Origin of the sequence: Paenibacillus sp. FSL H7-0690, from assembly GCF_037980415.1 — a bacterium.
Lineage (GTDB): Bacteria > Bacillota > Bacilli > Paenibacillales > Paenibacillaceae > Paenibacillus_AQ > Paenibacillus_AQ odorifer.
This window is the reverse complement of the sequence record NZ_CP150281.1, coordinates 1,323,347-1,343,274: the sequence shown is the minus strand read 5'-3', so window position 1 is coordinate 1,343,274 and position 19,928 is coordinate 1,323,347. Positions and strand designations below refer to the sequence as shown.

At 43.9% G+C, this 19,928-nt stretch carries 17 protein-coding genes and 2 tRNA genes; 5 read left to right on the top strand and 14 right to left on the bottom strand.

The window, feature by feature from the left end; translation table 11 throughout:
- Nucleotides 1-268 precede the first annotated feature (268 nt).
- The 6 genes from MHI32_RS05920 to MHI32_RS05895 form a co-directional block, all read right to left on the bottom strand.
- Nucleotides 269-874, bottom strand: a complete 606-nt coding sequence (locus MHI32_RS05920) for a class I SAM-dependent methyltransferase (RefSeq protein WP_076278193.1) — start codon at nucleotides 872-874, stop codon at nucleotides 269-271.
- A 51-nt stretch (nucleotides 875-925) separates the two neighbouring features.
- Nucleotides 926-1,396 (bottom strand): hypothetical protein, encoded by a 471-nt coding sequence (locus tag MHI32_RS05915; protein WP_280752569.1) that lies wholly within the window; start codon nucleotides 1,394-1,396, stop codon nucleotides 926-928.
- Nucleotides 1,397-1,480: 84 nt separating this feature from the next.
- Nucleotides 1,481-1,909 (bottom strand): oxidoreductase, encoded by a 429-nt coding sequence (locus tag MHI32_RS05910; RefSeq protein ID WP_340012019.1) that lies wholly within the window; start codon nucleotides 1,907-1,909, stop codon nucleotides 1,481-1,483.
- A 174-nt stretch (nucleotides 1,910-2,083) separates the two neighbouring features.
- Nucleotides 2,084-2,172, bottom strand: a tRNA-Ser gene (locus tag MHI32_RS05905).
- A 7-nt stretch (nucleotides 2,173-2,179) separates the two neighbouring features.
- Nucleotides 2,180-2,255 (bottom strand) — tRNA-Asn (locus tag MHI32_RS05900).
- 143 nt (nucleotides 2,256-2,398) lie between these two features.
- Nucleotides 2,399-3,151 carry an MBL fold metallo-hydrolase gene (locus MHI32_RS05895; RefSeq protein WP_340012018.1) on the bottom strand — a complete coding sequence of 251 codons (753 nt, stop codon included), beginning with the start codon at nucleotides 3,149-3,151 and terminating at the stop codon, nucleotides 2,399-2,401.
- Nucleotides 3,152-3,280: 129 nt separating this feature from the next.
- Between MHI32_RS05895 and MHI32_RS05890 the strand changes: the two genes are divergently transcribed.
- The gene (locus MHI32_RS05890) at nucleotides 3,281-3,709 is read left to right on the top strand and encodes an Lrp/AsnC family transcriptional regulator (protein WP_076277914.1); all 429 of its coding nucleotides are present in this window, start codon (nucleotides 3,281-3,283) and stop codon (nucleotides 3,707-3,709) included.
- A 439-nt stretch (nucleotides 3,710-4,148) separates the two neighbouring features.
- Here the strand turns inward: MHI32_RS05890 and MHI32_RS05885 are convergent, their stop codons facing one another.
- Nucleotides 4,149-10,994, bottom strand: a complete 6,846-nt coding sequence (locus MHI32_RS05885) for an S-layer homology domain-containing protein (RefSeq protein ID WP_340012017.1) — start codon at nucleotides 10,992-10,994, stop codon at nucleotides 4,149-4,151.
- A gap of 203 nt (nucleotides 10,995-11,197) precedes the next feature.
- On the opposite strand from MHI32_RS05885, the gene MHI32_RS05880 reads away from it, so the two are divergent.
- Nucleotides 11,198-11,836, top strand: coding sequence for a pentapeptide repeat-containing protein (locus MHI32_RS05880; RefSeq protein WP_076282038.1), 639 nt, complete (start codon nucleotides 11,198-11,200; stop codon nucleotides 11,834-11,836).
- Here MHI32_RS05880 and MHI32_RS05875 read toward each other — a convergent pair.
- Entirely contained in the window at nucleotides 11,826-12,287 is a 462-nt protein-coding gene (locus tag MHI32_RS05875; RefSeq protein ID WP_081383508.1) for a SprT family protein, read from the bottom strand. The genes MHI32_RS05880 and MHI32_RS05875 overlap by 11 nt on opposite strands.
- 120 nt (nucleotides 12,288-12,407) lie before the next feature.
- Here MHI32_RS05875 and MHI32_RS05870 point away from each other — a divergent pair, with 120 nt between their 5' ends.
- The 3 genes from MHI32_RS05870 to MHI32_RS05860 all read left to right on the top strand — a co-directional run bounded on the left by MHI32_RS05870 (nucleotide 12,408) and on the right by MHI32_RS05860 (nucleotide 13,548).
- The gene (locus tag MHI32_RS05870; RefSeq protein WP_036686808.1) at nucleotides 12,408-12,770 is read left to right on the top strand and encodes a hypothetical protein; all 363 of its coding nucleotides are present in this window, start codon (nucleotides 12,408-12,410) and stop codon (nucleotides 12,768-12,770) included.
- A 64-nt stretch (nucleotides 12,771-12,834) separates the two neighbouring features.
- The gene (gene cmpA / locus MHI32_RS05865) at nucleotides 12,835-12,966 is read left to right on the top strand and encodes a cortex morphogenetic protein CmpA (RefSeq protein WP_094903512.1); all 132 of its coding nucleotides are present in this window, start codon (nucleotides 12,835-12,837) and stop codon (nucleotides 12,964-12,966) included.
- A 96-nt stretch (nucleotides 12,967-13,062) separates the two neighbouring features.
- A complete protein-coding gene (locus MHI32_RS05860; RefSeq protein WP_076280204.1) occupies nucleotides 13,063-13,548 on the top strand; it encodes a hypothetical protein in 486 nt (161 codons plus the stop codon).
- Between the two features lie 26 nt (nucleotides 13,549-13,574).
- On the opposite strand, the gene MHI32_RS05855 is transcribed toward MHI32_RS05860, so the two are convergent.
- From MHI32_RS05855 to MHI32_RS05830, 6 genes are all read right to left on the bottom strand, one after another.
- The gene (locus tag MHI32_RS05855) at nucleotides 13,575-13,769 is read right to left on the bottom strand and encodes a hypothetical protein (RefSeq protein ID WP_036686806.1); all 195 of its coding nucleotides are present in this window, start codon (nucleotides 13,767-13,769) and stop codon (nucleotides 13,575-13,577) included.
- Nucleotides 13,770-13,890: 121 nt separating this feature from the next.
- The gene (locus MHI32_RS05850; RefSeq protein WP_076219626.1) at nucleotides 13,891-14,781 is read right to left on the bottom strand and encodes a carbohydrate ABC transporter permease; all 891 of its coding nucleotides are present in this window, start codon (nucleotides 14,779-14,781) and stop codon (nucleotides 13,891-13,893) included.
- A 13-nt stretch (nucleotides 14,782-14,794) separates the two neighbouring features.
- Entirely contained in the window at nucleotides 14,795-15,676 is an 882-nt protein-coding gene (locus tag MHI32_RS05845) for a sugar ABC transporter permease (protein ID WP_036686803.1), read from the bottom strand.
- Nucleotides 15,677-15,777: 101 nt separating this feature from the next.
- Nucleotides 15,778-17,100, bottom strand: a complete 1,323-nt coding sequence (locus MHI32_RS05840; protein ID WP_076219625.1) for an extracellular solute-binding protein — start codon at nucleotides 17,098-17,100, stop codon at nucleotides 15,778-15,780.
- Nucleotides 17,101-17,211: 111 nt separating this feature from the next.
- Complete coding sequence (locus tag MHI32_RS05835) at nucleotides 17,212-18,000, bottom strand: response regulator (protein ID WP_340012016.1); 789 nt, start codon at nucleotides 17,998-18,000, stop codon at nucleotides 17,212-17,214.
- Nucleotides 17,997-19,757, bottom strand: a complete 1,761-nt coding sequence (locus MHI32_RS05830; protein ID WP_038569068.1) for a sensor histidine kinase — start codon at nucleotides 19,755-19,757, stop codon at nucleotides 17,997-17,999. Before MHI32_RS05830 ends, MHI32_RS05835 begins: the two co-directional genes overlap by 4 nt.
- Between the last annotated feature and the right edge of the window lie 171 nt (nucleotides 19,758-19,928).

Below are 19,928 nucleotides of genomic sequence, written 5' to 3'. Positions count from 1 at the left end.
ACATCAAAATTCTAACAAAATCTCTTTAATTCATTCCTATATAGTTCATAGTTCGCTTCATCGAAACATATAAAAATAACCTTATTTATTTCCGACTTATTACCTAGGAAACAGTCGCTAGCATTAGACTCGCGGGGTTGTCCACCTAGCTAACTCTTCTTCAAACCTTTACCTTTATCGAACCAACACCTCGTGGTCCACGGCGTGAACGTATTGTTCGCAGCTATCTAGCTTTTTCGGAGCTACTAATATGTTCTTCAGCATCCAGCTATTTTCTATATATGTAATCGATAAATCCTTGTCGTATCCATTCGCCTTCAAACTTTCTTTCCAGTACTCGATCTTCTTTGTATATTAACTGCAAATCATCAAACATAGAATCCGCCTCATGATAATCATAATAAGAGTGTATTACGAATTCATCGTCTTCTATTTGTTCAAACTGATTATCCCCCAAATCAACTCCATCGCCGACTCTAAAATCCTTTAGAGTTAAAAAATTTACAAATAATAATCCATTAGGTTTTAGAACGCGTTTCATTTCATTTATCGCTTTTTTCACATCTTGTTTTCTCATATGAAAAATAGAGTTATATGAATACACAAAACTCATCGACTCATCACTTAGTGCCAACTGTCTCATGTCGCCTTGTTGTATATTTAGATTCTGTCCTCTTTCAGTTGCGAACTGACTAGCTCTTTTAATTTGTTCGTCATTCATCTCAATACCGTATGTACTGTATCCATAGTTTGCAAACAAACTTAGTGGAGGTGAATCCCCTCCCGCCCCGCAGTCTAATATGTTTTTTTCCATACCACTTTCATTGCATAATGCCAAAAATCTGTACAAGGGGATCTGCTTAAACAGTTCCATTTTGATTCCACTCCTTTGACTTATATGGTTTTCCGTCTTCCTTGATATAAACTAATATATTATTAAATGTTTTTTATAGATTGTTAATACAAATTCTTTCTCTACAAAACTATCATCATATCCTTCTATTGGTAGGCCATTATGTAACGGTGAATTTATAAAATCTTCTAAAACTTCTCTTTTATCTCCCGTATATTGAATCGAGCAAGCAAATGGTAGTTCTTTGTTTACATCTGATATTAAGTTGAATCTCAACTGGCTAGCCATTAGATCAAACCACAGGTAAAAGATCATACCATTAGCTGAATTTGATCTATAAATCTGTTCTTGTCTATTTTCAATTACTTTATTTATAAAATTGTCGAAATCATCAATTAAATTTTCTTTCACCAAGTCAGGTTGAATTGTAATTCTCCACATATTTGTCTCAATTTCTTTTTGAATATCAGATTCTGATGCTCCAATGTATATTTGGTCTGTAATTATTTCTGCTAGATTTTTAAAGTACTCATCTTTGTTCATGTAACGTACTCCTTATATTCACGGATTCTCATCAATGAGATCCCATCTTGGCAAACACAGAGCAATAGCAACGAGCAGAAATGTTTATAATGTCTCTTTTATAACTTTCTCGTACTCATCCCATTTAAAATAAAAAGGCCCAACATCAATAGCTTTATTGCTGGGTTCCAGTTTGAAATCTCTCCATATAATAAGATCCTCTTCTCTCTCAATAAATACGGATATAAAGCCACATTCTTCATCGCCACACCAGGGACAGACTAATATTGGGTACCTGTAGTACAAATATTCATGCATTTCGTTTAACAAAAAATAATTAATCATTTTCCTTTGATGCTCTTCACTACCCCACCCGAGCGAAGGAACCCTATCATATTTTTTTAACATTTGGTAAAGAGACCTATCATCAATTATTATGTCGGCAAAAATAGTATTTTTATTTCCCTCTTGATCCGGATCAAAACTGTCATATCGGCTTGACGGTTTTGTTTGTATTTGATTTATAGTTTTCATGCTCCTCCTTTAAACTCTTCACACTTATCAAATAAACATTCGATCCCTCCACTCCATTCCCCTTCCAAAATATTGAATTCACCGTTCTCAGAATCGCATATAGCAACCGAAAAATAAATTTACACAACAAAAAAAGAGCTCCCAGAATGGAAGCTCTTCTTATGTAATTCAGAACGGAGAGAGTGGGATTCGAACCCACGCACCGCTTACGCAGTCTAACCCCTTAGCAGAGGGTCCCCTTATAGCCACTTGGGTATCTCTCCATGAAAATGGCTCCCCGAACAGGACTCGAACCTGTGACAACTCGATTAACAGTCGAGTGCTCTACCAACTGAGCTATCAGGGAACATTACAAGTGAACATGAATTAATTTATCATGATTTCAAGGTCTAGTCAAGCGGGCAAAATAATTTTTGTGATCGTTTTCAAATTTATGCTATTATTCGGCCGCTTGCTAGATTTTTTAAAGAGATTTCCATCCCTCTCCGTCTATAGACTACACCATTCTCCATCCTGCGAAAGCTGTACCCGATCCCCCAACGATTCCTTCTCTAAATGAGCTTTTAGCTTATCTCGGGTAACCAAACAATGGTTAATGGCGTCCATGTGCACAGCAATCACTTTAGTAGAAGGAGCATATTCACATAGGTCTACGACATCCTGCTCATTCATTGTAATATGGCATCCGCTTAAAAACTGCGCACCACCAGCATTCACAACGGTCACCTCAGGTTTAAAAACATCCAATGCCATTTTCACCTTATCACACCAAATCGTATCCCCAGCCACATATAGAACAGGTTCGCCTTCCGCCTGAAACACAAACCCGGATACCTTACCCATAAGTTTACCAGTCACTCCAGTGCCATGCCGTCCATCAGTACGTGTTATAGTTATTCCATTAAACGTCAGAGAACCGCTAATTTCCGTGGTATGCTCAAACCCCTGCTTCGCTAATTTATCTCCATCTCCTTCCTGACATAATAGTGGTAGATCATGCGGCAACAAAGAAATGGCAGCAGCATCCCAATGATCCTGATGAAGATGTGTGACAAGAATTGCATTAGGACTCAGCCATTGTTCTACGGCTCCCGGTAAAGGAACGAGCGGATTGCGGCGATCATTGTCAGTATTAAAAATAGGTGGATTAGCACCCTGTTCACTCAACATAGGATCAATTAAAAATGTACTGCCACCATACTCTAGCCATAGGGTCGCGTTGCGAATATGCTGTATTTTCATCGGAAGCCCTTCTTTCTTTCAGATATCTTCTGCTACAATTAATTATAGTTGGACCTTGAAACAGAATACATTGAGATTGGAAAAAGATTGGCCTGTTCTACTTTCACGCAGAAAGGATTTTAGATAATAATGAGTTCTTATTTTATAGATGATGTGGATTTTCGCATCCTGCAGCTTCTAATTGAAGATTCCACGATCAGTCACAAAGATATTGGGCAGCAAGTGCATATGACCGGTCAGGCTGTGGGCGCACGTATTCGCAAAATGCAGGACACCGGAGTGATTGAAGGCTACACGGTACGCTGGAATCCGGATAAGGTTGGGGAGACTATTCATGCCTTTATTACTGTGTTTTTGGGTTCGAATACGGTTCACCCAGCCTTTCAGACATTCGCAAAGCAGCATGATAGTGTAAAAGAAATACATAGGGTCAGCGGAGAAGGCTGCTACTGGATACGTGTTCGTACCGGAAGCCAAGAGGAGTTGAATAGTTTTCTCGACGAACTGCTGAAGTTCGGAAATTACAGAGTCAATCTATCGATGGGAAAGCTGAAATAAGGCTGCATCGGAATCGGATATGAAGCTACTATCGGACCCAGTTGACCTTAAACTCAGCATAATCGCATATTTGGCATACTATCGGACCCCATTGCCTCTATTGGCACGAAAAACACCAAATATGAGCCTCTTTCGAACGAATAGCGTCACTTGAGTCCGAAACCCTGCCCAAAAGGCTAATAACTTGCCAATAGCGTCATTGGGGTCCGTAAGCCTCAGCCAATGATAGCTCGGCGATGTTGGTGTTGGTGCAGGTGTCGATGTTGGTGTTTATGCAAGTGATTGGGTTACTCAAAGTCAATGAGCTTTCGCTTGCTCATAAGCTTTTATAGCAGGCCAGCCATCGTCAAAAACGCAGAGCAGCGATCCTCCAATAACCGGAGGATCGCTGCTCTGCTGTCCTTTTACTTATGCCATATTGTAGCTTCTACCGCGGTAGTTAATTCAATAATTCAGCTGCTCTAAGCAACCGTACAAGAATTACGGCGGCTTCTGCACGGCTAGTATCACTGCTAGGTGCAAAGCTGCCTGATGGTTGACCTTTCATAATACCTTTTGCAACCAGGTCAGACACTGCTTCTTTAGCCCATGAGGAAATAGTTGAAGCGTCTCTGAAAACATCTGTAGCAACGATTGCTCTAGATCCTTCAGCTTCTAGATTCAGCAGCTTCATTGCTCTGGCTGCCATAACAGCCATTTGCTCCCGTGTAATAGGGGCGTTCGGACGGAAGGTTCCATCCTCATAGCCTTGAACCAGTCCTAAGGCTGCAGCAGCTCTGGCGTCCGCTGCATACCAAGATAAATCGGACACATCACTGAAGGTCTTCGTCGTGTTCGCAGCTACAAGACCTAACGATCGAATCAGCATAGCTGCGAACTCGGCACGACTGACAGATTTCTGAGGTGCAAAGGTATCTGTGGATTGTCCGGTCAAGATCAGTCGGCTGGCAAGTCTCTCAATCTCATTTCTCGCCCAATGTGTGGAAATATCTCCAAAAGTCACAGGGTGCAGCGCAGCGACAAATACACCGCTCGCAATACTGCTCTTAACCGTAACCTTGGTCATCCCATTAACGAGCTCATACAATGCAGGTACATAACGGAAGGAACCCGTCTGTTCATCGTAAATAAGGACTACACCTGTCTTCGCATCCAGCGCCTCCTTAAGCATAAATGTACGATCTACATAAGTGGTACCGAACCCGCTTGCTGCTACAGAGGTTTTTCCATCCGTTACCTTTAGAGTGAAATTAGCCGGTGTTCCTTGCACAGTAAAGCCTTGCTGCTTAGCTTTGGCAAGCAGTTGTTCCAATCCTTTTCCGCTTAGCGAATTTACATTGAACTCCAGTGTGCCTGCCGGCATTTGTGCGGCTTTGAGCACACTCTCCACAAGCTCTAACGGGAAGCGGTAGCTCATCCCTCCACTTTCAATAACAAGCACAGCTTTGGGGCTAAGTGCCGCCGCCTTACGTAAAGCATCTGCACTAAACCGGGCTGTGCCGTCACCGTTAGCTGAAATCTCGATAACAGCCTGCCCTGCAGTCGCCTTAGCTTTTAGCTGCGCATCATGATTAGCTGCTGGCGTAGGTGCTGGTGTAGCCGTCGGTGTGCCGGGTTGAACAGGGTTCACTGACCCTGTAGGGTCTGTTGGACCAGGAGTACTTGTTGGTTCTGGAGTACTCGTCGGACTAGGAGTACTTGTTGGATCCACAGGATTGATCGGGTCTACAGGATCTGTCCCGCCAGGTGATAGCACCTCAATTGTATATCCCCTCTTATCGTTGCCCACAGTTACCGTGAAGTCTGTGATACCCGCTTTAATTCCATTAAGACTGTCGTTGGTAAATGTAGCAATCTCATTGCTCATAATATTTAGAGTAGCTTGTGCGGTAAGATCTCTGCCTTCTTTATCTAGTACCTTAAGCTTAGCTGACTTACCCTGCTCTAATACCACAGGCCCGCTCTGTCCATCTGCTAGTTTGATAGAGAACGGTTTAATGGCTGAGGCTATTCCTTGATTTTGTTCTTTAATGCTTAAGTCAGGAGAGGCATTGGTCAGTAGGTTCATCCGTTCGCCACGAATAATCATGTTGTCGACCAACAGACTCCCTTTCAGATTTTTCGTAACTTCTATACCGCTTGTACCTGCGCCATCTAATACATTATTCGTCATCACTACTCCATCAATGGAAGTGAGAGTATCTCCCTCTAGATCACCTTGAGCAATCAGCCCCGAATAAGTGCTGTCCAGTGCTGTATTGTTGCGAATGAGTACTTTTCCTTTCAGATCACTCTCACCAGCATAAAGCCATAACGCACCCAGATTCACGCCGTAACCGGAATCGTAGCTGCCAGTTCTAAGCAAGGTATTTCGCTCCACAATCGTTGTTCCTTGGAATGGCTCGGCGGTGAAACGGGTGGACACTGCAATCCCGGCTCCATTAGTCACAGTGTCTTTTACCACGTTGTCCTGGACTTTGTTATCTTTCCCCCCAAAGACTACAATGTTATCCGCTAACCAAGGCAAGGATACCGTATTAAAACGTGCCGTGTTGTTATAGCTCGGTGTACGTTCCGTACCATTCACATCCGTCAACTTGCCGTCTGTAAACGACCACATTGCGATTCCATCATCCCCTGGATAGCGGATGTCACTTTGTTCCATCATGCTGTTGCCAGTCCCTACGGCAAAGTTAATCCCGTCTGCCATAAGATTGCGGATCCGCAGACCTGCCATGTACAGACCATTCGTACGCGCCTTTTCACCCATCGGCTGAGTTAACCACAAGCCTGCTTTGGTATGTTCTATCCAAACGTTCTGTATAATCGAACCTTGGCCAAAAGCACCATGGAAAGCGTTGGTGATCGCTTCATCATCCCGTTCGTTAATGCCGCCTTCAATCATCAGATCGTAAACACCAACCTTACCGCCGTGACCATAAAACTTAGCTCCATTCAGAACCGTATACCACATGCCGGCACCACGTATTTCAGCGGTATCCAGATCCAGCAGACCCTCACCGACATTAAAGGTACCCGCCGGGAACCACACACCTTTACCTGTCGCATTCGCTTCGGCAAGGGCTGCCTTGAAGGCTGCGGTATCATCTCCCTCATCATTCGCTGCCGCTCCAAAATCCGTTACGGAAATAAATCCGTCCGGGCGAGCCAACTCAGGGGCAACCTGCTCCATATCCACCAGGTCAATGACGTAAGAAGCTGCGTTGTCTCCTGTTCCCTTCTCTAAGCGAATAGTTGCTCCGGCAGGAGCATCACCAATCAGAGCATGGATTTCGTCAAAGAAGCGGTGTCCACTGCCTTGGCGAGGGTCATTTGACCATGGGTAGCTGCCATATTCCCAAGCATATTTGGATGTCAGCTTAAGCTGCTTCTTAATTCCATCCACATATAGAGTCAAGGTTTCTTCCGCACCAGCCCCATCTGGACTATCAGGAATAGAATATCGAAGAACGATGGAGTTAGCTGATTCTGCAAGCTTGAACTCTAGATAATCTCCCGTATTCTTCAAGGCCACCGCTTGTCGTCCAGAAGCCTCGGAAGCCATGCTGAGATATTTCCGCGACGAGCCAATCAGCGTTCCGTTTGTTGCCGCATCCTCAGCTTCATAGCTGATATATGGAACCGTTGCTCCACGGTATGTTTTGTTAACGCTGTTTTTTACGGTCAGGCTATCAAGGGTTACTTTACTCCAATCCACGTTGTCACTGCTTAGAGAAACCGTGTTGATGCCTGCACGAAGCTGCAATTTTACCGCTACAGTCTTCCAAGAGGCAGACTTGCCAAGACTAACCTTGCCCCCTTCGTTTAATCCATTCACCTCTAGTGCCAGATCCGTTGCGGCAGCAGCGGTATTTTTGTATCGAATAACAGCATCGTATTCCCCAGCCTGCTGGGCGTTGACTGCAAACCGTATAACACGTTCCCCTTTGAATGCTTCTCCTCCTGCATAAATTGCATCAGCAGGGATAGGTAAGAAGCTCCAGAGCTCACTATCAGTTCCATTTGCAGCAGAACCAAGCTGAACAGCCGATGTGCTGTGAGAAAGAAGACCTGTTCCGTTCGCACTTAGCAGAAGAGCATAACCTAACTTCTCTTCCAGCTTCCATTGGGATCTTTCTGTATCTCCAGCAGCTAACAAGACCACTTGGCCCGATTCATTGAGCGAAAGATAATGTTGTGTCTGAACATTCATAATCCGTTTGCGTCCGTTTATCTCCTGGACCAGCCACTGGGATTGAGCCGCCATATCGGAAGCATCTGCATATAGGACAGCCCCCTCTTTTTCGGCCAATACTTTACCAGCCATGCCTTTCGGTACAATGGTTATGATGTTGGTATCATTTTGAACTGGAGTTGTTGTATTGTTATTGCGCAGTTCTCCAGATGGAGTAGTAAACTCCTGTGGAGCCGCCTCAAGTGTCCATAGTGCCGTACCCTCACTTTCTAGCAAAAGCGCACGTTCAGCATATCCTGTCTTATTGGCAATATTTATTAATTCATCGTCGTATTCTCCAAAGAGACTACGAATGGTGTAATGTGTATAATCGGAAGCCAAGCTTACTTCCCAGGCGGATGCTCCGTCTACAGCAGGATCTGTACTACTGCTCTCCAAATATGAATAATCACCATTCAGCGTTAAAAAATGACCTGTTGCCCGGTTGGTGATCGTCTGTTTACCCTCCTGCACAGATACATTCCAGTGCGAAAATCCATTGTCTGCTGACGGCTGCCCGTACAGAACAACCCCATGCTCATTTTCGTATAAATACTCTCCGCTGCTTGCATTCTTGAATCTTACAGGGTAATCAGGCAGTGGCGGAGCAATCGCTTCAACCGCTTCAGCAGTAAAATGTGCACTGCTTTTTTCCGCTGTATCTGCAGCTTTACTGATTCGGAGAATTGGGTTGCCGTTATCATCCGGCGCACCATAGATATAGTGACCAGCCCATGAGCTCATAATGGTAGTCACACCGGACGGTTGCATATCAACCTTCCACTTAATGCTGGCCCATACATCGTACACTGTTTGCAAAGTTTGAACGCTAACTTTAGGATCAATCTCATCTACAGCCCCACCTATATGCTCAAGGGAGAGATAACGTCCAGTGCCTTTATTTTTTATCTTCACCGATCCATTGCTGCCCGCTATTTCTTGCAACTGCCAGACAAAGGAATCGTCATTCAAATCAAGTGGACCATAAGTAGCCTGGCCTACTGTTACATCCTCGTTCTCAGCAGCTAGAGGTGCAAGATTTTCGTTAGAGTGTGCAGATTCCAGGTCAGCATAGACAGCTTCAGTAACCGTCTTGGATTCTGGCAATTCCTCTAGTGCGGCTGAAGAAGTCAGCAAAGGACCATCCTTAAGATATTGATCTTCTCCATTTACAGCATCTAGCTGAAAACGGAACAAATCTTGTTTTTTCTCGGTGACCGGAACAAATCTCCACTGCGGACTGCCCCAACCTGGATTGATCACTCCGTACTCAGCATATTTAGTGAGGTTTTGAAGTGAAATATACTTCTCTGGGATTTTATTAGGTTCCTTGTCGAGAACGCTACTGATTACGTAGGTGTTGTTCCCAACATTTTTGCCTGTCCAGATGTATTCTCGTTCCACATGATTTCTGTCTGGAAGCTCTGTGACCTGAAGGTGGCCATTTGGCATATTCATCGTGTTCATGTAATGGCCTGTTTTCTTGTTTTTGAACAGCTTGCGGCCGTTATATTTCTCCACGAGCCACTGATCGGAGCCGTCCTTCTGCATATTTCCATATTTTAAAAGACCATCAACACTCTCATACCAATAAAATGACTTCCAGCCATTCTGAATCCGGTAATAGGGCACGGTGCCGTCAGTCGGTGTGTTAGGATCTAAAAGCTGCCACTGAGCGCTCAAAGAAGTCGCATCCCCAATCGCACCCGCATGTTCTCCACCCAATGTAGACAAATAAATGCCTGTGCTTTCGAGATTCTGAAGCGTCTGGTAATCATCATAATCATCGGAATCATTAAAAATCCATTGATCCGACGGCTGACTTCCACTAATCTGCAAGGCCTTGGCAGTACCTTCACTATAAGAAACATAATGATCGGTTGCCGCATTACGGATACGCTTATTACCGTCATAATCTTCTATATACCATAGATAGTCAGAGGTGTTAGCGGCATCTGGCGCAATAATTCCATGCTTAAGCTCGCCGTTTGCGGATTCATATAAGAAATCTGTAGCCACTTGTGCATCCGTATAAGTTGCCAGTCGTACAGGCTGTAATTCGGAAATAGGCACGATTCTCCACTGCGCGCTTGGATTAGAGGCTGAACCCGGCCAGCTGTTAGATCGCACATTATTGTCATCGCTGAATTGTGGATTTAGCCATAATGGACTCCCCTCTTCAGTTAAACCACTGTTACGAAGGGTAATGAAGCCCGTCCCATCAGGGCCTGGTGCATGCTCTTGGACCCATTCACTTAGCTTCACGTGATCCATATCGACTTCCTGCGAAAAAACCCCAGCCCAGGTCACTTCATTTTGCTTAATATAATGACCTGTCGCACGGTTGCGAATCATTACTGTTCCGTCATCCGTCCCTGATTCAAGATACCACTGGGCCGCTTCATTGCTGACAGGCAGTTTACCGTAAAGAACATTCCCTTCACTTTCATACATTACCTGACCGGGGCGGAGACGACTCTCTAGCCGTACAGGTGCTGCATTTAGATCTATAAAAGCCCACTGCGGACTCTCAAACGTAACATTGATATCCGAGCTTACTTGCGCATAACCAAGCTGATTCTCCTCGTGGATAACCAACTTCCCCTCTGGCACAGTCGCACTTCGGATGATCATGTATCCATTGCGATTGGAAGTATCAATTAGCCACTGATCCGCAACACTTCCTGAACCTTGGTGTTCTGCCGCCTTAAGTGAATCCTCTTTGCCGTTGTTACCAGCCATTGTAATGTAATGGCCTGTCTTCACATTCTTGATTCGTGACAGCCCGTTCACCGTCTCAACCGTCCAATGCGCTGAAGCATCGGCTGGATTGGTCATGCCATAACGCACGATTCCTGCGGATGTCTCATATAAAAAGTTGTTTTTCCACTTATTCTTGATGAGTACCGTACCTGATGGAATTTGCTCAGCGCCTGTTCCTCCAACCCCTTCTGCTCCCACGGAACCACTACCGGTTCCCATTACAGGCAAGCTTGAAAAAATCAGCAGCAGCGCGAGCAGACCCGCCATTGCGGACCTGATTCGTTTCATACATGTGCCCCCTCTAATTAATATGGACTTCCTTTTCATATTAGTTTGGGAACGCTTACAAAACGATGTGCGATTTTATCCAGAAAAAGGTGTATTTGTACGGATATCCAATCCCTACAACCTTCATGAAGATTGACAAATCGGTTTAACGCGATGATAGTTAGTTTTAGCTACCCGCAAGGAGTAAACAAACGGAGGTACATATGAATTTCAAAATTGATTCGCCAAAAATAGCAGATCCAGACTCTCTTCTTCCTGAGCAAATATATTCACTGCAAACTAAAGACGAATTCAGCTGTTGCAGCATCAGCGATACGGTTATTGATAATCAAGAGGCTAATAAGGTCAGCTTTGATCGCGTGATTTTTAAAAATGTAACGATTACGGAGTGCTCCCTAACTGGGATCGAGCTTATGGACGTGATATTTGATCACTGTGATCTATCTAATGTGGATTTTACGAATGGCATTATTCATCGAACTGAATTTAGAAACTGCAAGCTCATCGGCACAGACTTTACAAGAGGCAGATTCCAGAATGTTCGTGTAGTAGATTGTATCGGGGATTTTGCTACGTTTCGATTCGCTAATCTGAAGCAGGTTGCTTTTGAGAACAGCTCATTAATGAGTTCCGACTACTATCAGTCAAATTTCCAAAAAATCAGCTTCAGCGAGTGTAATATGGATCAAGCCACATTGTCAGGATCAAAGCTTAATGGGATCGACCTTAGTGACTGCGAGTTCAGTGGCTTGATCGTGGATATCAAAGATTTAGAAGGATGTATCATTTCGCCTCAGCAAGCTGTTTCTTTTGTCGGATTATTAGGTTTGGTTATAAAATAAATAACTTCAACTTGCCCGAACATTTACCGCAGCGATAACGCTTAGGGTCTACTTTTCGCTTACGCGGATACTCCATGGCACAGGCACTGCATACAAGCTTATATCGATAGGGCAGCGGCTTCCGAGCTTTTGCACCCGGCAGTGTCTGACAGTAGCGGCTTCCGCCGACTTGCGCCAGCAGGCTTTTGAAATCAGCGTCACGATGCATATACCCTCGCTTAGCCAAATGCAAATGATAATGGCAGAGCTCATGCTTTATAATCCGCTCCGTCTCTTCTCTGCCAAACATGGCAAGCTGATGGGGATTAATCTCTATATTATGGCTTTTGGTAAAATATCGGCCACCCGTTGAGGACAACCGGCTGTTAAAGCTGGCCTTATGCCTAAACGGCACGCCAAAGCTGTCCCGTGATACCTGCTCAATCCACAGCTGCAGCTCTTCGTTGCTCATAGTTTCCATAGCGTTCTATCACAAGTCCTTTCCACGGGAAATAAGATCTCTACTTGAATTGTAACTTGTGCATAGGCTAAACTGTCAAGAAGGAAGACAAGTACGGAGGGAGAATGAACAATGCCGAAAATGCGGTATGTAATTTTGCAGCAAAATCAAGAATTACAATTCGTGGAAATGCCTGAGGAATATGCGTACCAACTAAGTGCGCTCAATTTACGCCTGAATAAAGAAATCGACAAGCTGACAGCCGATAATGTTCCGGATCTGCCCTTAGCCATCGCCGAGTGCGATTCGCTGGATCTGTTACGTGAGGATTACTCCCTGGAGTCCGGTCTGGATTATATCAATAGATTGGAACAAGCCTTCGCCTCTGTTCAAGAGCAGAAGAACTACCCACTGATCTCCCTGCTTACTGAGATACGAGCACTACAGGCTCAATTGGAGCAGTGGTATGAAGAGGAAGCAGAAAGCCTACTGTAATCCGCACCTTTAGGCTTATTTCTCCATATTCTAACTTACGTAAGTTGTTAGAGGAGGGATTCGCTTGCCACAGTGGCTCTGCCATCAGCTAATGAAAGCTTATTACAAAAAAGACCGCCGTCAGATCAAGCTGCTGAATGAGTGCTGGTTCTTTTATCGTAATTCTGCGGAATCGAGTAATGAGATGAAGTTATAGCCTCGGATGATTAAGATCTAGGTCATATTTAAAGCAGCGGATATCGTCTTTTAAAAAGACGGTATCCGTTTTTGTTAAGAAAGGGGACTTATAGTCATGATCAGTAGAACAAGACATATACAGCTGTCTCCGGAAAGTGGGACTGAGGAAGAGGACAATTATAATCTCTATGTCATAGTCACATTCCCTGACCGCTCCCGCTGGGCATCGGATTTCTACACCTTCAAGAACATCGAAGCGATCCGACAAGACTACATCCAAAGTGGTGCTTGTCTAAATGGGGCCTACTGGAGTGCACCTAATTATCTAACTGTAGTGGATCATATTGATCGCAAGCGAATTGAAGAAATCGTCGATTTATATATTTCGGAAGGTACATTCGAATACGCCTTTGAATACATAGGACAGGTCACGGAGCGGGATCTGGAGATTATCGATTATCCAGAAGGCTTTTTCAACCCTTTAGAAAAGCTTGAGCACAGATACGTTATGCGGCAGTTCGCTGCAATTGAGTTTATGCTGGAGAATGCTGCACCAGAAACTATAGCAGTAATAAAAAAGATCATCGCAGAGAAACAATAAGACTCCGCCTTAAGAATCAATCCTTATTAAAACTTAGGAAATACATATTTAACCAAAAAGAACAGAAAACCAAAAAATATAATAATGTAAGCAGCATATTTAATAAAGGTAGATGCGACAACGCTGGAATCCGATTTCCGTTGTACCTCCCTATGCTCCACTTCAACACTTCTATCCTTATAGCCCGGTTCCATCAGCAATCTCTCCTTTCGAATGTTCATCTTTGATAGCCTCCATTAACCCGAGGCTTTCAAGATTGAATCAAAATTCTAGATTGGATTAAAAAAAAGACCGGAATTCTCTTCAGCTTTTCGAGCTGAGAAATTCAGGTCTTCTTTCTACTTACCCTTTAACCGAACCCGCCGCAATTCCCTCAACGATACGGTTACTGAGGAACAGGAATGTAATCAGGATAGGCAAAATACTGATCATAAGCGTTGCCCCGATCGCACCCCAATCCGTCGTATATTGACCAATGAAGTTTTGCACCCCCACGGTCAGCGTCTTGTAAGAATCAGAACTAATAAATGTGTTTACAAAAATAAATTCGTTCCAGTTATAGATCATATTAATAATGGCTGTAGTCGCGATCACCGAGCTTGTCATAGGAAGTATAATTCTAAAAAACATTCTGTTCACGGAACAACCATCAATTACTGCAGCCTCTTCCACTTCGCGTGGCAGTGCGTAATAGAAACCCAGCAAAATCATAATCGTTATCGGCATGTTAAAAGCGACATAAGACAAAATAAGTGACAAAGGGTGATCCGTTAAGCCAATCTTATTGAATATACTAAATAACGGAATAAGCGTGGAGTGAACAGGAATCATCATCGCTACCATAAACAATCCCAGTACGAACGAGCTTCCCTTCCATTTCATCCTGGTAACTGCATACGTAACCAAGCTCCCGAAGATAACCGTTAACACCGTAGCCACGATGGTAATCCATACGCTATTGAAGAAATACACGTTGATGTTCCCTACATTCCAGACCTTCGCGTAATTCTCCCAATGAGGATTCATCGGCAACGATAGAGCAGGAAGGTTGAACACTTCCTGATTATTTTTTAATGAGAAAAACAGCAGCCATACAAGCGGAAACAATTGCAGAGCAGCAACGGCAATCAACACGATATATAGCAATGAGTAGCCTAATTTACGTGTGATCTCCGTGCCAGCGCCGCCTGTCTTTGGCCCGATTTCTAGCCTTCCTGCAGTTCCAGACATCATGAAGCGCCCCTCCTTATGAGTATTGGATCGAATCTTTCGTAGCAGTTAATTTGCGAATGACCCAAGTAATGACGAGACAGATGACGAGCAGGAAGAAACCAATTGCGCTCCCGTAGCCAAAATCATAAGCCCGAAAAGCCTGATGATACATATAAGACGCCATCACTTCACTAGAGCCATTAGGACCTCCATCCGTCATAACAAAGATTAAGTCAAAATACTTCAGAGAACCTACAACGGCCAGAACAATCGTAACTTTAATGACTTCCATTGCGAGTGGGAGCTTTATTTTCCAAGCGATTTGTAAGGCAGAGGCTCCGTCAATCTTTGCCGCCTCTTCCAGAGAGGTCGGGATATTCTTGAGTGCTGCGTAATAGATCAGAATATAGAAACCAGCATATTGCCACAGAATGGGAATAAATAAAGCAAACAAAACTAATGTAGGCTCTGCAAGCCATGCAGGAGGATTAGCAAAACCAATGGATACTAATAAACTGTTCACAATTCCGTTCGTCGGATGATAAATTCTTAGCCAAAGCTGCGCAATCGCAACGGACGATAGCAGCATCGGAATCAGATATATTTTGCGAAACAAGTTAGCTCCCTTGATCCGGGCGGCTAATACCATAGCAATTGCCAAATAAATAATGAGACTTAGGGTAGAAAACAACGCTAACTGCAGAGAATGCCAAGCACTATTCCAGAAGGTTTGGTCTGTTAGCAAAGCTTTATAGTTATCAAATCCAATAAAAGTCAGAGCACCTATGCCATTCCACTTATTCAGTCCATAATAACCCGTTAGAACAATCGGAATATATACAATAGCCAGAATGAGAAGCAAGGCGGGAAATACATATAACGCGATTATTTTTTTGTTAGACATCACTTTATCCAAAGTGTCCGACTCCTTTCCTTCATAAACCGTTTGAGGAAAGGCTTATCCGGCATCACGCTGCCGGATAAGCTAATTGTCCCCTTCGCCTAGTTGTCGAAGCTTTAGTTGCCTTTGGAGATGGCCGCGTCATGCTCCTCGGAATACTTCTCTGGCGTCACCGCTTTGCCAAAAAGAGCCTGGATCATATTCAGATGCGTTTCTGCTGCATTGGCACGCATTTGAACATCTGCGAATAAAGTGATGCTGCTAGCTTTGTTCATTTCGTTAAACAAATCGATGTAGAGCTGTGGTAGATCCAGTGTGGCGGTGTCCACCTTCGTAGCTGGAATAACGCCTGCTCCAGTTACGGATTGCTCTCCCCATTTGGATACGAAATACTCGACGAATAATTTTGCTTCTTCTTTTACCTCAGAGTTCTCAGCGACAAATAATCCTACACCTGGTCCACCTACCCAGCTGTTAATGTCTCCCTTCCCGCCTTCAACTGTCGGGAATTTGAAGAAACCAACACTATTACGGAATTCCAGTGGAATTTCTTCATTCGTTGTGAAGTTTGGCAGATCCCATGATCCCATCATGTACATTGCCGCCTTGCCATTTACGAACTCTGATTTTGCCTCTTCATTTGATAAACCGTTGAATCCCTTAACAAATGCATTGCTGTCTACAAGTGATTGGACCTCTGATGCCGCCTTTACTAATCCTTCATCCATAAATGAGCCTGATCCACTGATCGCACCTGCAAGTGCCTGTTGGCCTGCGATCCGATCAGCCAGATACATATACCAAAGCGATCCTGTCCAGCGATCCTTATTGCCGAGAGCAATCGGTGCAATGCCCCCATCAGATAGTGTTTTTACAACTTGCTTAAACTGATCGTAGGTTTGTGGAACCTCAAGATTATACTTTTCAAAAATAGCTTTATTGTAGTAGATAGGTGCGATGTTAAACTCAAGTGGAAGCGCATACGTTTTATCGTTAATAGCATAAGCTTCTGTAGTTCCTGCGACGAACTTGTCTTTCAATTCACCATTCAACAAGTCATCTACAGGTGCGAACAGATTTCCTTCAACGTAAGGCTGCAAAAAGCCAGCGGCCCAAGTTACCCCAACGTCTGGCAATTCGTTAGAAGCAGACAATACCTTCAGCTTATTTTTGTATTGCTCGTTGTCCAGAACCTCTTGCTTGATTACAACATTGGGATGCTCTGTTTGATATTCTTTAATGATTTGATTAACAATTTTATTTTGTCCGGCAGAAACACCTTCTGGCCATAAATGCATGAAGTTAACGGTGACTTTGTCGCTTCCCCCATTTGCACTACTTTTAGATTCACCTGCATTGTTATCTTTTTGACCACAACCAGCTGTGACAAGAACGAGGCACATCGTTAAGAACAATATTGTCCATTTTTTATTGCGCACGCTTACAACCCCTTTTCTATTGTTGTCTAGCGGCCTTGTAACCGCTTAACTAAATTGTAGCTTGGATCCCATGATGTCGTAAGGTCATAAGGATTGGGACTAATACCACTATTATTGGATTCTTTCCTCCGTGGTCATGACGTTCTGGCGGTATTGCCCTGGACTAACATTTTCGAGTGCACGAAATACCTTCACAAAATATTTGGCCGTCTGATAGCCTACTTGTTCCGCGATTTCAGCAATGGACAACCGTGTGCTCACCAGTAGTTCTTTGGCTCGTTGTATTCTCCTTCTCGTTACATATTCACTGTAAGTCAGTCCCGTCTGCTCTTTGAAAAGGACGCTGAAATAGCTGGCATTCATGTGTAATTGATCCACTATATCACGCATGGATATCGATTCGTGAAGATGTTCGTCTAAGTATTGGAGTGCCTCACGCACTTGAGTGCTATACACTTTCTCCTGCTGTACCGTTTCCATAAGCTTAGGATCGATCAGCTTTTCCATTCGTTCGATTCGATATATATCATCCTTGCGTTTCAATGCTAATTCCACTGCTCGGACCAGCTTCGTTTTGTCGAGTGGCTTCAGTAAATATTCAACTACACCAAACTGCAAGGCTTTCTGTGCATAGTCAAATTCAGGATGCCCGGAGATCACAATAACCACTGGAGAATGAGGCATTTCGTTCAGCTTTTCAACTAATTCTAGCCCTCCAATCTCAGGCATGCGCACATCGGTAATAAGTAGATTAACTTCGTTATTTTGCAGCCATGCCAGTGCCTCAACACCGCTTGCTGCGGTTTCGATGCGATATTGACCGGATGACCAGGCTTCTAATGTTTTACGAACCCCTTCTCTTGTTCTCGGTTCATCATCTACGATGAGTATAGTTTTCACGTGTTTTTCCCCTCTCCAGGTTCATTTGGTATTTCAAAAGAGATGCTAGTTCCATAACCTTCTTCACTTCGTATTTCAAGCCCGTCCGTATTGTCTACGTAACTGAGTTTCAGTCTCCGCTCTATATTAGCAATACCAATCCCAGTCCCTTTGGAAGACCTCATGCTCCCCTTCTCCATGGTGTGATAGATAGACGATATCTTTGCTGCATCCATCCCTGGACCATCGTCAGTTACCGTAACCAATGTATATCCCGGACGACTTGAAGGTCTGACAATTAGCATGACTGTCCCCGGTCCAACCCTTTGCTCTACGCCATGAAGAATCGCATTTTCGACAAGAGGCTGGATTAACAGCTTCGGTAGCGGGACACTTCGGCAAGCTTCATCTGACTCAATCCGCCAGGATAACCTGTCGAGCATACGCATCTCCATAATCTTCAAATATCTTTCGGCATGATCGAGCTCATCGCCGATAGTCACCCATTCATCATCATCAGTTCGATTGATGACATAACGAAAAAGCCCCGACATATCAACCACAATTTGGGCTAATTCCTCCTCACCTTTTTCATCTAGGGCCCAGTAGAATGCTTCTAATGTATTAAATAAGAAATGCGGATTGATTTGAGCCTGAAGTGCCTTTAATTCTGTGCGACTCTGGACGATCTCCTTCTGATAGACGACTTCAATTAGTTCATTCAGAGAGTGAACCATCTGGTTATAAGTATTATTGAGCTCATTGATCTCCATAGTGGTAGAAGTGACTGAAATCGGTTTCAAGGTTCCAAATCGTGAACCGCGCATCACTTTTATCAAATTCAGTATGGGCCGTGTAATCATCGTGGATAAAATAAAAGTAAAGATGAGAAACAATAAACTGCCAACAACACCGGATACGATGATCGCTGTACGAAGGACAGATATCCCCTCTGTCGTATAGTCAACTGGAGTGAGGATTACTAACCTCCAACCTGTTGCCTTGGACTGCTTCTGAATTACAATGTAGTCTTCTCCGCCAACCTCAACCTTTTCTCCTCCATGATCCAGTATCTTATTTGCATTGACATTTACGGAAAAATCGGAAGAAATTTGCCGTCCCGCTTCATCAAATAATCTCATTAATTCACGCGTTTCCGCCTGTGAGCTGTCCACCTCATCCGTAAGCTGGAAGTAACTTTTCTCAATTTGAACCATAATATAGCCAGCTTTCGTGAATGAATGATCAATCAGCCTAATATTACGAATCGCAATGACGATATCCGAATTCCGCGGGTCAAGTCCAAACCATACGAGACGTCCTTTGCCCTCGTCCACCCGGCTGATCCATTCTTCGGATACTCGATTGTTCAAGCTGGCGTCATCAACTGAGAGTAATTTCTGATAATCACCTGCATACAGCTCAATGGAACGAATCCCTGTCGCATACGCCTCATATTTACGTACTTCCTGCTGGATGGTTTGACGTTCGGCGAAACTGATCGGCTTTCCTTCGGCCTCTTGAGCGAGCAATCGCTGAATGGAGGCGTTGGTTGCCACTTGCGCCGTCAACGTATTAATCTGCCGGATCAGTACATCCAATTTGCCCGTTGCCTGAACTGCAGTCTGTTCAATGTGCTTCTCCGCACTATTGCGTAATAGAACCGAAACTTGCCCATACATAAAAAAACCAACCGTGGCGAGTACGATCACCATGACAAACATGAAACCCAGGAAAATTTGATTACGCAATGTGTTTAACTGTCCAAACCTCGTCAATCTTTACACTCCCTTCCGCCTGATAGACTTGATTCCTCATCAAAAAAGATGACCCTTAAATCTTCAGGAATCATCTGCAGCTCTAGTTATTTGTTAATTCAGCCTTTGGATTATATGATATCAGTGATTAGTTTCTGAGCCCATATCCATATCGCGTTTTAATTTATCCAA

Coding starts and splice junctions, on each gene's coding strand:
- MHI32_RS05920 (WP_076278193.1), bottom strand. CDS start 874: ATGGAACTGTTTAAGCAGATCCCCTTGTACAGATTTTTGGCATTATGC.
- MHI32_RS05915 (WP_280752569.1), bottom strand. CDS start 1,396: ATGAACAAAGATGAGTACTTTAAAAATCTAGCAGAAATAATTACAGAC.
- MHI32_RS05875 (WP_081383508.1), bottom strand. CDS start 12,287: ATGAGCAACGAAGAGCTGCAGCTGTGGATTGAGCAGGTATCACGGGAC.
- MHI32_RS05855 (WP_036686806.1), bottom strand. CDS start 13,769: ATGAACATTCGAAAGGAGAGATTGCTGATGGAACCGGGCTATAAGGAT.
- MHI32_RS05870 (WP_036686808.1), top strand. CDS start 12,408: ATGCCGAAAATGCGGTATGTAATTTTGCAGCAAAATCAAGAATTACAA.
- MHI32_RS05910 (WP_340012019.1), bottom strand. CDS start 1,909: ATGAAAACTATAAATCAAATACAAACAAAACCGTCAAGCCGATATGAC.
- MHI32_RS05880 (WP_076282038.1), top strand. CDS start 11,198: ATGAATTTCAAAATTGATTCGCCAAAAATAGCAGATCCAGACTCTCTT.
- MHI32_RS05890 (WP_076277914.1), top strand. CDS start 3,281: ATGAGTTCTTATTTTATAGATGATGTGGATTTTCGCATCCTGCAGCTT.
- MHI32_RS05895 (WP_340012018.1), bottom strand. CDS start 3,151: ATGAAAATACAGCATATTCGCAACGCGACCCTATGGCTAGAGTATGGT.
- MHI32_RS05850 (WP_076219626.1), bottom strand. CDS start 14,781: ATGATGTCTGGAACTGCAGGAAGGCTAGAAATCGGGCCAAAGACAGGC.
- MHI32_RS05885 (WP_340012017.1), bottom strand. CDS start 10,994: ATGAAACGAATCAGGTCCGCAATGGCGGGTCTGCTCGCGCTGCTGCTG.
- MHI32_RS05860 (WP_076280204.1), top strand. CDS start 13,063: ATGATCAGTAGAACAAGACATATACAGCTGTCTCCGGAAAGTGGGACT.